Genomic DNA, 12,145 nt, shown 5'->3' on the forward strand with positions numbered 1-12,145 from the left:
ATTTATTTTATAGAAGCAAGCTGCTTTTCTAGATAATTCCTGACCAAACTCACAAAATAAAGCGAGCCTGTTACGACGATCATCTGCCTTTCATTATCGATTTTTTTGATCAAACTGTTAAGCTGATCTTTCCAATCAGGATAATCATTTGAAAAGCTGGTTTCTTTTTCAAACTTCCAATTAACCGGGAAAAACTTCGCTAACGGCAGAACAGAAAAATCTTCCGTTGAAATATGTTTACTTTTTAAATGACCAAAAAGAATCAATTGTTCTTTATCGCCATATTGTTTTAGCAAGGAATCTGCGAGCGTTTTAACACCTTGTTTATTATGAGCTCCATCAAGAACGATAAACGGCTTTTTAGAAAATATTTCCATCCTGCCAGGCCAATATATACTATTAAGAAACTTTATCAAACGATCTTCCTTCCATGAATCGATCAATGAAAGGAATTCGGCATTATCAAGTGTTTCATGGCAAAAGACCTTAACAGCTGCCCAAGCTAAGGCGGCATTGTACTGTTGGTAGTAGCCGCGCGAAACTTTTATTTTACCGGTTATCTCACCAAAAGGTACTTTTTTGATAGAGGCTTGATTTTCGATAACCTTTTTAGCAGCACTGGGCAAACGTCCATAAACAACAGCCTTAGTACTGTCTTTGATTATCCCGGCCTTTTGAGCAGATATCTTTTCGATCGTATCGCCTAGCATTTCCATATGGTCCAAACCAATGCTGGTAATGACCGCCACCGTCGCGTTGATCACGTTGGTAGAATCCCATTTGCCGCCAATACCGACTTCCATGACCAGAGCATCAAGGCCGGCATCAGCAAAATACAAAATAGCAATGGCCGTTATGATTTCAAAAGAACTCTGGCCGCTATAATGTTTGGAAACGATCTCAGTATATTTGACTAGATCTTCATCAGAAATATTTTTTCCATCTATTTGTATCCGTTCATTAAAACTAACGATATAAGGCGATATGAACAAACCGGTTTTAAAACCTGATTCCGTTAAGATAGCCTGAGAAAAACGCGAAGTAGATCCCTTGCCGTTAGTACCAGTCACATGGATGATCGGAGGAAGTTTTTTTTGCGGCCGGCCCAAATCATCCAAAAGCCTGTTTATTCTTTCCAGGGTATTTTTTTTAAAAAAGGATATCTTTTTTGGCTCGTTATAAATCCAATAAATTGCTTGTTGAGCATTTTTAATCACGATTTTTTTTCAACTCCTCAACACGCTGCTTAGTTGCATCAAGCTTAGCTTGCCAATCAGTAAGTTTTGCTCGTTCTTTTTCTACGACTTGAGAAGGTGCTTTTGCGATAAATTTTTCGCTAGAAAGTTTTTTCATAGAACGTTTTACTTCAGATTGAAAATGATCCGTTTCCTTATTCAGGCGTTCGATCTCTTGATCGATGTCGACTAAGTCGGACAATGGGATGTGAACCGTTGCTCCAGTAATAGTCTGTGACATTGAAAGAGTTGGTATTGCCGGCGACTGGCTGACAATAAAACTTTTTGGATGTGTGAACCGTTCGATGTAATCAAGATTATCCTCGAATATATTCTTCAATTCAGGTCGATCGATCTTGACGATAATATCTACAGCCATGGAAATCGGAGCTTTAGCTTCAGCACGAATATTTCGGATGGCAACAATAAGTTCTCTTAAAGCGGAAAAAGCTTCTTCAGCGTGCGGATCATTTAATTTCTCAACAACGACCGGATAATCAGCCAAAGTCAAACTAGGTTCAACCTTGCTTTTTGCAAATTGCTGCCAGATCCTATCGGTAACAAAAGGAATTATAGGATGGAGCAGTTTCAAGGTCTGATCGAGAACATATGCCAAAACCTGTTGTGAGGCTCTTTTTGCTTCCTGATCATCCCCGTTTAAAGTTTCCTTGGTCATTTCAATATACCAATCAGCAAAATCGCTCCAAAGAAAATTATAGAGCTGTCGGCCTATTTCACTAAACTCAAATTTTTTTGTATTTTCTGTGACACTGCCGACAGCCTTGTTAAGTCTTGAAAGAATCCACTTATCAGCTAAAGTCAGATTCTTCAAATCCGGGAATACAGGTTTAGTATCTGCTTCCAAATTCATTAAAACGTAACGGCTGACATTCCAAATTTTATTAATAAAATTCCAGGAAGCATCCATTTTATCGTAGGAAAAATTAAGATCCTGACCCAATGTGGAACCAGTTGCCAAAAACCAGCGCAAAGCATCAGCACCGTATTTTTTGATAACATCACGCGGATCGATCCCATTGCCCAGAGACTTAGACATTTTTCGTCCTTGAGAGTCGCGGATCAGACCGTGCAGCAGAACATCCTTGAACGGACGTGTTTTAGTAAACTGCCGTCCTTGAAAAATCATACGGGATATCCAAAAGAAAATAAGATCATAGCCGCTTATCATAGTGGAAGTTGGATAAAAACGCTTAAAATCAGAAGCGTTTTGATCAGGCCAGCCAAGAGTAGAAAAAGGCCAAAGAGCCGAACTGAACCAAGTATCCAAAACATCGCTGTCCTGCTGCCAGCCTTCTCCTTTAGGAGCAGTAAGACCTACATAGGTTTCTTCTTTGCCGCTGCTATCTTTTTTGTACCATGCAGGTATCCTGTGGCCCCACCAAAGTTGACGTGATATTACCCAATCATGAACATTTTCCATCCATTGCTGGTAAGTTTCCTCAAAACGTTTTGGCCAAAAATCAACGTGTTCTTCGGGTATTTTTTGCATAGCCAAGGCCTGTTGAGCTAATGGTTTCATTTTTACGAACCACTGAGTGGATAAACGAGCTTCCACTTGGACGTCAGTTCTTTCTGAATGGCCAACTGAATGTACGATCGGCTCGATTTTTAACATATAGCCTTGTTCTTGCAGATCTTTAACGATTTCTTTACGAGCTTTGAAACGATCAAGTCCTTGATACTTACCCGCATTTTCATTCAAAGATGCATCTTCGTTCATAGTATTGATCCGAGGAAGATCATGCCTATTGCCGACTTTAAAATCATTTGGATCATGAGCAGGCGTGATCTTGACCATACCAGTTCCAAAATCTATATCAACATAAGGATCGGCAATTATTTCGATTTCTCTGTCAACAAGCGGAACTACTACTTTTTTGCCAACCAGTTCTTTATAACGGTCATCTGAGGGGTTTACAGCAACGGCTGTATCGCCAAACATGGTCTCTGGGCGAGTCGTGGCTATCTCAATATAGTTTTTGCCATTAAAATAGTAATCTTGATCAGAAAAGAAATATTTAACATGATAAAAAGCACCCTTATCATCTTTATGAACAACTTCTATATCTGACAAAGCGGTTCTGGCCTTGGGATCCCAATTGATAATGTATTCACCGCGATAGATAAGACCGCGATTATACAAATCAACAAAAACTTTTCTAACTGCTTGGTTCAAACCTTTGTCCAAAGTAAATCTCTCTCGAGAGAAATCAAGAGAAAGACCCATCTGTTCCCATTGAGATTTTATGATAGAGGCGTATTCATCTTTCCATTGCCAAACTTTATCAACAAAAGCTTCTCTGCCGAGGTCATAACGAGAAATTCCATCTTGTGCCAAACGAGCTTCAACTTTAGCTTGAGTAGCAATACCGGCATGGTCCATTCCCGGAAGCCAAAGCGTGTCATATCCCTGCATTCTTTTTTGGCGTATTAATATATCTTGCAAAGTAGAATCCCAAGCGTGGCCCAAATGTAATTTGCCAGTTACGTTTGGCGGCGGAATGACGATCGAATATGACTCCGGCTGCTGGTCGACATATTTTTTTGGATTTATTTTACGATCAACATCCGGATTGAAAATTTCAGCCTTCTGCCATTTTTCATATGCACCCTGTTCAACTTCCTGAGGATCATACTTCGTTGACATATTTATTTCTCTCATATTAAAACCCTTCCTTTGTGTCGGTATTTTTGGATAAAAAAAATCCCGGGAAAATCCCGGGGCGCCTAAAGCGCGGTACCACCCAAGTTGCTTAATAAAGCCGCTCAATCATTAAAAAAATAAAATCTTAGCAACCTTCAGGTTTCGTTTTTCTTGGATCGCAGCAGCCCAAGTCTCTGAATAAAAACCACACCTTACTCCTCTAAGTTCATTAAACATTATAAGACATTATATTTTAAATTTTCAAGCTAAAATGGATTCCGATTCCGATTAAGATAACCGTCGCGAAGCCTCTGAAAAGATCCTGGTTCGACCTGATCCAAAGCGTTGCCGACGACTTGCACAGTGCGGGCGTAATCAAAATCTCGCTCATAAAAAAGACGAGCTTGAGACAAAGCCTCCATTATAGCCTGCTGACCGTTATATCGATTTGCATAGTGGATAAGTTCTACTGCCAGATTGGCGTTAAGATAGAGATTTGCCGAGCTGCTTTTTAAATCGGCAAGATCCGCTGTGACTTCATGTGCCTGTCTTTGCGCATCATCAAGATTAACACGGGATGCTGCGACCATATCGTTTAAAGACTTGACTTCATCTGAAACAGACATAAACTGCAAACGATAATCAGCGGGCAGACCGGGCATTCCAACTTGATCCAAAACACGACGAATATTAGATAGCTCGCCGGCGTACTGAAGGGATATTCTCTTTAAATCATCATAAACTTGAGGATAAGACCCCAAAGTCAAATACAGATCGCGCTGGTTCTTTGAAATCTGCTCTAATTCTTTAAAAATATTTTGTTGATTTTGGCGAATATTTGTAAAGGGCGCCTTCTTTTGCCGCCAACGATCTCTGTTTTCCTGATTCAAAGCGGTCACATGCTTAATTTGTTCAGCCCACCCTCTTGTATCTTCCAATTCAGAATGTGAAAGAATAAAATGCTGGTTAAGACGGTCTATTTCCATCGTCAATTCTTGATTTTGCGAACGAACTCTAGATAATTGTTCATTTAACTTTCGATCGTTTTTCTTAACATCATATTCTGCGCCATATTCATTTTCTATCGTGTCATACAAATTTTTGATCTGAACTTCCAAAGTTGCTTGATCATCAGCAATTTTTTCCGTATCCAAATCTTTGAATTCCTCTAAAATATCATCGTTGCTTTTTTTCATTTCAGCTAAAACAACATTCGGATCAGCCTGGAAAATATATCCTCTTTTTGTCAGTTGATCAACGCCTTGCTGCAGTTCTTGAAAATTTTTCGGATAGCGGTTGACCATTTTTTCATATAGAGATGGTATATCTACCATTTTCTTTTCCAGATCGCTGGTCTGCACTCTCAACTGTTCATAAATATCAGTGGCAGCCGTATGATCTCCGGCTTCCGTTAATTTAACGAACTGAGCAAAATTATCTTCCAAATTTGAAAGCACATTCTCTAATTGATCAGCCGCTGGACCATATTTAAAAGACTCAGCCAATATTTTTTTCCGCAAACGATCATAACGAACACGCAATTCTTCAACAGCCTTGCGATGCTCTTTGTCAACTTGTTCAAGCTTTTTTAGGCCTGACTGGATCTCCTCGATCTTTTCCTGACTTTCTTTTAAAGTTTGACTAAGGTTAGAAAAATCTTCCCGTGTTTTAAGAAGATTAAGCCCGCGAGAATCAAAAACAACTGAGTTTGCCAGTTGATCGATATGCATGAACTTAGAATTTTCTACATCATTATAATCAGATTCCAGTTTTTGGTAGTCGCGCAAAGACGATCCTGTCAAACTTAACTTTCGTGCGTCCAATAAAGCTTGCCTGATATTTATCTGTGCTAATTCATCTTTTTGGTCAACTATGTCTTCAGCCCGATGTGCATACGAACGCTGAAAAAAAACAGCTCCTAAATATGCAACAAGAAGTAAAATAGCTATTACTAATATTATCAACATACTAATCCTTATTTTAAATTTAGATACTACAAGTCTAAAGCAACATCATATATTCTTAAAAGATTTTTCAAAAACAAAGCATAAAGTTATAAAAAACTTGCTTTTAATAATTTTAGCAATTAAAATGGAAGAGTTGTTTACAGCAGTCAAACGGGAAGCTCGTCAACAAATCGGTTTCAAAGCATATTCTTTGAGTAGGCAAGCTGTAGAAACCGAAGCCGATCTGAACGAATCTTGGTTTGACCCATTTTACAACAAGAATGGAGAAAATACATGTCACGTTATACTGGACCAAAATGGCGTTTAAGCCGTCGTTTGGGTATTTCTCTTTCCGGAACCGGAAAGGAATTAGCTAAACGTCCCTACGCTCCTGGAGACCGTGGAAACACGGGCCGCAGGCCAAAGTTTTCTGAGTATGCAACTCAGTTAAGAGAGAAGCAGAAGCTTCGTTTCACTTACGGATTGACTGAACGCCAATTCCATAATCTTTTTCTTAAAGCCGGTAAGATCCGCCATGGATTGCATGGTACGAACTTCTTGATCCTTCTAGAAACTAGATTGGATTCAGTTGTTTATCGATTGGGTCTTGCAACTACTCGAGCACAGTCTCGTCAGTTAGTAAATCACGGCCACATCTTAGTTGATGGAAAACGTGTTACGATCCCTTCTTTTGAAGTAAAGCCTGGACAAACGATTTCTGTTCGCGATAGGTCTAAAAAGATCGTGCCTATCGTCAACGCCGTTGAGTCTACTTTACACAATGCGCCATTCGTTGAATTCAATGCTGATAATCTTGAAGGCAAACTAGTACGTTACCCTGAGAGAGAAGAACTTGATGCAGATATAAATGAAGCTTTGATCGTTGAATATTACAACCGTCTTGGTTAATAAAAAACCTCGTTTTATTAAGCGGGGTTTTCTTTTACCCAAAATTAAAAATTTATTTTTGAAAGTACCTGGTAAATAGCGTCGCTATCATTACTGCTTGTGATGATATCAGCGCTGTTTTTTGCTTCAACTTATGAATTATATATTGACATCACTATTCATTATTTCTAAAAAATAAGCCGAACTTATAACTAAATAATTCAACTTTCCAAATATTTTTTTAATTTGATCCCGTAATCCATTTAAATCTTTAAATTCACCTGCAAACACAACTTTGGCCGCATGCTTATACCATAAATAATCACTGCATTTAATAAATAAAAAAGCTTCGCTATTAATTAGCGAAGCTTTTAAAACACATAATCTATAAAAATCAGCCTAATCCAGGCATGCCTGCTCCGGCACCAGCGGCAGGTGATGCAGGCTCATCCTTCTTTGGCAATTCAGAAACAACAGCCTCAGTAGTTAAGATCATTGCAGAGACAGAAGCAGCATTCTGTAATGCAGAACGAGTAACCTTAGTCGGATCAACGATTCCGGCATCGATCATATTTACCCACTCATTGGTAGCGGCATTATAACCGACTTCAGGGTCTTCGTTCTTTGCACGCTGTGCAATAACGGATCCTTCAAGGCCAGCATTTTCAACGATCTGGCGAAGCGGTTCCTCCAAAGCACGAAGAACGATATGAGCTCCAGTAGCTTCATCCCCGCTTAGAGAATCAGCAACTTTTTTGACGCCAGGTATCACATCGATCAAGGCAGTTCCGCCACCAGCGACGAAACCTTCTTCAACAGCGGCACGAGTAGCGTTCAAAGCATCTTCGATCCGATACTTCTTTTCTTTCAATTCGGTCTCAGTAGCAGCACCAACTCTAACGACTGCGACACCGCCAGCTAATTTAGCCAAACGCTCTTGAAGCTTTTCTTTATCAAAATCAGAAGTAGTATTGTCGATTTCCTGACGAATACCTTTGATGCGGTCAGCCAAGGCAGCTTTATCACCTTTGCCTTCGACGATAGTCGTCTTATCTTTAGTGACGTTTACACGATTTGCTTGGCCAAGCTGGTCAATGGAAACATCTTTGAGCTGAAGTCCTAAGTCTTCAGTAATCAAAGTACCGCCGGTCAAAATAGCAATATCTTGAAGCTGAGCTTTACGACGGTCGCCAAAACCAGGAGCTTTGACAGCTGCAACGTTGAATGTTCCACGAAGTTTATTAAGGACCAAAGTCGGCAAAGCTTCACCAGTTATATCATCAGCAATGATCAAAAGCGAACGACCCTGCTCAACGACTGCTTGCAAAACAGGCAATATATCTTGAATATTACCAATCTTTTGGTCAGTGATCAAAAGATACGGATTATCAAGATTTGTTTCCATTTTGTCATTATCAGTAACAAAATACTGACTCATGTATCCGCGGTCGAACTGCATACCTTCAACGACATCAAGTTCAGTCTCGATACCCTTGGATTCCTCTATCGTGATAACTCCATCATGACCAACTTTTTCCATTGCTTGAGCGATCAATTTTCCAGTTTCGGCATTTGCTGCAGAAATAGATGCGATCTGTTCGATAGACGATGAATCTTTTACTTGATGAGATTCTTTCTTTAAACCGTCAACAGCTGCTGCAGTAGCTTTTTCAATCCCGCTGCGGATTCCAACAGGATTAGCGCCGGCAGCAACGTTTTTAAGTCCTTCATTAACGATGGCTTGAGTCAATACGGTCGCAGTAGTGGTACCATCACCGGCTACATCGTTAGTTTTAGAAGCAGCTTCAGTAACAAGCTTTGCTCCCATATTTTCATAATGATCGTCTAATTCGATCGCCTTTGCGATCGTAACACCATCATTTGTAATCGTCGGAGTTCCATAATTTTGTTCCAAAACAACATTGCGTCCCTTAGGACCGATCGTTGTTTTAACAGCGTTAGCTAATTTATCAATTCCAGCCTGCATACGTGTGCGGGCATCTTCAGAAAAACGAACTTCTTTTGCCATGAATTACAATACCCCCAAAATATCTTTCTCGTGAACAATAAGGTAGTCTTCGCCGTCTATCGTTACATTAGAACCGGCATATTTATCAAAAATGACTTTATCCCCGACCTTAACAGCTTTTGGGGCTTGACTATCACCGACTGAAGTTACTGATACAGCAACAACAGAACCTGTCACAGGTTTTTCTTTGGCGTTATTCGCAATTAAAATCCCACCAACCTTTTCTTCTTCTGGCTGGTCGACACTAAGAACAATTCGATCACCTAATGGTTTGATCATGTATGTAAACCTCCTTAAATTTGTTCCGGATAAAATTATAGCGCAATTGGTCAAAAAAGGTCAAACATTTTGACAAAGTCTGACTAATTTTAAAATAACTATTTAGCGCTCTTAATATGCTTGTAGTTATCAACAAAATAAATTAAAGTCTGCATGCCTGTCGTTAGATCGACATTCTGAACACGAACGGTATTGGGAACCGTGATCCTTATCGGTGAAAAATTCAAAATGCCCTTTATACCAGCTTTAACTAATTCATCAGTTACCTTTTGAGCTGATTTTTCCGGCACCGTCAAAATAGAGATAGTTATGTTCTCTTCTTTAAGACGTTTGGAAAGTTCGTCAACACCATAAACAGGTATGAAACCATCTCCACCATCGGAAATCTTCAGTTTGGTCTTTTCCAGATCTTGGTCAAAACCCATAACGATCTGGATATTGTTAGTATGACTAAAGTTATATTTCATCAAAGCTTGACCAAGATTACCGACACCAACCACTGCCACCTTGTTCAATTTGTCCTGAGAAAGAACTTTACTGAAAAAGTGAAGCAACGCTGGAACATCATAACCAAAGCCGCGCTTCCCTAAAGCTCCGAAGTAGGAAAAATCACGGCGTACCGTTGCAGCGTCGAACTTGATCGCCTCAGAGATCTCTGTTGAATTAGTTCTTTTGATACCAGCCGCATCTAATGAAGATAGATAATAAAAATATATCGGTAAACGCTGAGCTGTTGCGCGAGGAATTTGTGTATCATTACTCATTTATAAAAAGTCCTTTCTGAATTACTGATTCTATTGTAAACGAATTAGATAAAAAAATCACAAAAATTGTGAAATAATCACATGACTGGAAAGTTTAAACTAGGTTCAGCATTCAAAGACAGGTCGGAAAAAATACCATCTTGAAAATTCAAATAGGCAGCAGCACCTATCATTGCCGCATTATCGCCCGAAAGTTCGATCGGTGCTTCTGTTAGATCAAGGCCGTATTCTTTTGCGAGTTTTTCCATCGATCGCCGCAAAGCTATATTAGCAGCAACACCACCGCCAAGCAAAAGCTGTTTTGGCGAAAATTCTTCGATCGCTAGTTTAGTTTTATCATAGATAGCTTTGACAACGGCTTTTTGAAAGCTTGCTGCCAGATCATTGCGATCATATTCTTGATCGACCTGCTGATGATGATGAACGTAATTAAGTACAGCAGACTTTAATCCGGAAAAAGAAAAATCAAAGTCATTATCAGTGTGTGCGATCGGAAGATCAATATTTTCTTTGCCTTTAGCAGCCATATCCTGAATATCTTTCCCCGCTGGATACTGCAGTCCCATGATCCGGCCGACTTTGTCAAAGGCTTCGCCGGCGGCATCGTCTAAAGTCGTACCGATTATTTCAAAAGAATTTTTCTTTTTCATCCAAACCAGTTCCGTATGCCCGCCAGACACCATTACAGCCAAAGCGGGATAAACAGTTGCTTTAACAAAATTGGCAGCACTGATATGGCCGGCCAAATGGTTGACACCGATAAAGGGCAGATCATAGACAGCGGCAAAAGTTTTTCCCGCCATCAAGCCGACCAAAAGGGATCCGACCAGACCGGGACCGTATGTAGCGGCAACAGCATCAAGCTGTGCCTTAGGATCAGTTATGCCAGCTTGTTTCAGAGCTTGGTCAGCGACTCGATTGATCCATTCCAGATGGTGGCGGCTGGCAACTTCAGGAACGATACCGCCAAAACGCTGATGACTGGCTATTTGTGTCGCAACAACGTTGCTCAAAATCTTATTGCCGTTTTTGACGACAGCCGCACTGGTCTCATCAGCTGATGACTCAAAGGCTAATATATATATATCTTTTTTAGAATTATCATTTATCACAAAAAACGCTCCATTTCATAAGCATCCTCTTGGTCGATGTCATAGTAGCCCTTTAAAAGAGCAGTATTTTTAAAACCGTTCTTTTTATAAAGATGCTGTGCAGGGTAATTGGACCGGCGAACTTCCAAAGTTATTTTTGTCAAACCGATTTTTCGGCCCACTTCAAAAGCGATTTTTAATAACCGGTCACCGATACCATGATTTTGCCAAATAGGCAAAACCGCTATATTCGTTATATGAAAATCCCTTTTCCAATGACGATGCGATAAACCAATAAAGGCTATCGCTCTGTTATCGGTCATCAATATCAAGTAAAGGTTATCACGGGTATTTTCAATCTCAGAAATAAAAGCAAACTGGCTCCACGGCTGCTGACCGACATAAACAGCTTCTTCAATCTTTACCAAGGTCGAGGTATCCGATAATTTAGCCTTCCTTAATAAAAAAGTACTGTCGCCGATCTTTAACTTTCTATCTGGAAAATAACTTATTTTTTTAGACTTCCGAAACATAATCATTAGATGATTTACCTATTTGATCGGGGTGCTTTTTTAGCCAATTCATTTCAGCAGCTGTTTTACGCAGATAGTTGGGGTGGAATAAAACAGATGAAACCGGCTTATTGACTAAGGCCATCTCCGCCAATACTCGGCTATCGATCAATTCAGCAGTAGAAAATTCCATGAAACTATGTCCATGTGCCCTTATTTCTTCTTTGAATTCATCTCCTGTACCTGCCTCGAAAATAAAACAGGTCGGTTTTTTTATCAAAGAAATAAAATCGCTAAATGGAAAATGAGCTTCTTTGATCAAGACGCTGCCGTTTTGGTCAAACAAAGATGAAAAAACATTATGGTTCCGTGCGTTGATCAAGGGCGACCTCAAAAAACGCTTATCGATCTTATGATCGTGAGATTTAGAAATAGCTGATAAAGTCGACACCGGTATCAATTCACTATTAGTTTGGTCAGTGATGATCTTAGCCGCCGTTGCACCGATCCTCAATCCGGTAAATGATCCCGGACCTTGAGTCAAAACGACACGATCCAAATCTTCAAAAGACCAGCTTATTTGCTTAAGCAAGGATATGACCGCTGGCAACAGAAGGCTTGAATGGGCCCTGGCTTCGTTTTTAAGGTGCTGGTGTTGAAAAAAAACACCGGTTTTCGAATCAAGAACACCGGCATTTAAAGCTTTTCCACTTGTATCGATTGCAAGGATCTTCAT

10 protein-coding genes are annotated in these 12,145 nt (G+C 39.9%); 1 reads left to right on the forward strand and 9 read right to left on the reverse strand.

Going from position 1 to position 12,145, the window contains the following annotated elements; translation table 11 throughout:
• Window positions 1–2 precede the first annotated feature (2 nt).
• The 3 genes from ACKP2L_RS06465 to ezrA all read right to left on the reverse strand — a co-directional run bounded on the left by ACKP2L_RS06465 (window position 3) and on the right by ezrA (window position 5,867).
• Window positions 3–1,217 (reverse strand): bifunctional folylpolyglutamate synthase/dihydrofolate synthase, encoded by a 1,215-nt coding sequence (locus tag ACKP2L_RS06465; protein ID WP_439425043.1) that lies wholly within the window; start codon window positions 1,215–1,217, stop codon window positions 3–5.
• Entirely contained in the window at window positions 1,210–3,918 is a 2,709-nt protein-coding gene (locus tag ACKP2L_RS06470; protein WP_439425044.1) for a valine--tRNA ligase, read from the reverse strand. Before ACKP2L_RS06470 ends, ACKP2L_RS06465 begins: the two co-directional genes overlap by 8 nt.
• Before the next feature lie 248 nt (window positions 3,919–4,166).
• The gene (ezrA, locus tag ACKP2L_RS06475; protein ID WP_439425045.1) at window positions 4,167–5,867 is read right to left on the reverse strand and encodes a septation ring formation regulator EzrA; all 1,701 of its coding nucleotides are present in this window, start codon (window positions 5,865–5,867) and stop codon (window positions 4,167–4,169) included.
• A 273-nt stretch (window positions 5,868–6,140) separates the two neighbouring features.
• On the opposite strand from ezrA, the gene rpsD reads away from it, so the two are divergent.
• On the forward strand, window positions 6,141–6,755 hold the full coding sequence (rpsD, locus tag ACKP2L_RS06480) for a 30S ribosomal protein S4 (protein WP_439425046.1): 615 nt from the start codon (window positions 6,141–6,143) through the stop codon (window positions 6,753–6,755).
• 373 nt (window positions 6,756–7,128) lie between these two features.
• Here the strand turns inward: rpsD and groL are convergent, their stop codons facing one another.
• The 6 genes from groL to tsaB all read right to left on the reverse strand — a co-directional run bounded on the left by groL (window position 7,129) and on the right by tsaB (window position 12,145).
• On the reverse strand, window positions 7,129–8,763 hold the full coding sequence (groL, locus tag ACKP2L_RS06485; RefSeq protein ID WP_439425047.1) for a chaperonin GroEL: 1,635 nt from the start codon (window positions 8,761–8,763) through the stop codon (window positions 7,129–7,131).
• A gap of 3 nt (window positions 8,764–8,766) precedes the next feature.
• Window positions 8,767–9,042, reverse strand: a complete 276-nt coding sequence (locus ACKP2L_RS06490; protein ID WP_439425048.1) for a GroES family chaperonin — start codon at window positions 9,040–9,042, stop codon at window positions 8,767–8,769.
• Between the two features lie 98 nt (window positions 9,043–9,140).
• Entirely contained in the window at window positions 9,141–9,806 is a 666-nt protein-coding gene (locus tag ACKP2L_RS06495; RefSeq protein ID WP_439425049.1) for a redox-sensing transcriptional repressor Rex, read from the reverse strand.
• A 77-nt stretch (window positions 9,807–9,883) separates the two neighbouring features.
• Complete coding sequence (gene tsaD, locus ACKP2L_RS06500) at window positions 9,884–10,915, reverse strand: tRNA (adenosine(37)-N6)-threonylcarbamoyltransferase complex transferase subunit TsaD (protein WP_439426218.1); 1,032 nt, start codon at window positions 10,913–10,915, stop codon at window positions 9,884–9,886.
• Window positions 10,915–11,430 carry a ribosomal protein S18-alanine N-acetyltransferase gene (gene rimI, locus ACKP2L_RS06505; RefSeq protein ID WP_439425050.1) on the reverse strand — a complete coding sequence of 172 codons (516 nt, stop codon included), beginning with the start codon at window positions 11,428–11,430 and terminating at the stop codon, window positions 10,915–10,917. The genes tsaD and rimI overlap by 1 nt, the downstream gene beginning before the upstream one ends.
• A complete protein-coding gene (tsaB, locus tag ACKP2L_RS06510; RefSeq protein WP_439425051.1) occupies window positions 11,414–12,145 on the reverse strand; it encodes a tRNA (adenosine(37)-N6)-threonylcarbamoyltransferase complex dimerization subunit type 1 TsaB in 732 nt (243 codons plus the stop codon). Before tsaB ends, rimI begins: the two co-directional genes overlap by 17 nt.

Source organism: Oenococcus alcoholitolerans, from assembly GCF_051852995.1.
GTDB lineage: Bacteria > Bacillota > Bacilli > Lactobacillales > Lactobacillaceae > Oenococcus > Oenococcus alcoholitolerans.

Coding starts and splice junctions, on each gene's coding strand:
- groL (WP_439425047.1), bottom strand. CDS start 8,763: ATGGCAAAAGAAGTTCGTTTTTCTGAAGATGCCCGCACACGTATGCAG.
- ACKP2L_RS06470 (WP_439425044.1), bottom strand. CDS start 3,918: ATGAGAGAAATAAATATGTCAACGAAGTATGATCCTCAGGAAGTTGAA.
- tsaB (WP_439425051.1), bottom strand. CDS start 12,145: ATGAAGATCCTTGCAATCGATACAAGTGGAAAAGCTTTAAATGCCGGT.
- rimI (WP_439425050.1), bottom strand. CDS start 11,430: ATGTTTCGGAAGTCTAAAAAAATAAGTTATTTTCCAGATAGAAAGTTA.
- ezrA (WP_439425045.1), bottom strand. CDS start 5,867: ATGTTGATAATATTAGTAATAGCTATTTTACTTCTTGTTGCATATTTA.
- ACKP2L_RS06495 (WP_439425049.1), bottom strand. CDS start 9,806: ATGAGTAATGATACACAAATTCCTCGCGCAACAGCTCAGCGTTTACCG.
- ACKP2L_RS06490 (WP_439425048.1), bottom strand. CDS start 9,042: ATGATCAAACCATTAGGTGATCGAATTGTTCTTAGTGTCGACCAGCCA.
- rpsD (WP_439425046.1), top strand. CDS start 6,141: ATGTCACGTTATACTGGACCAAAATGGCGTTTAAGCCGTCGTTTGGGT.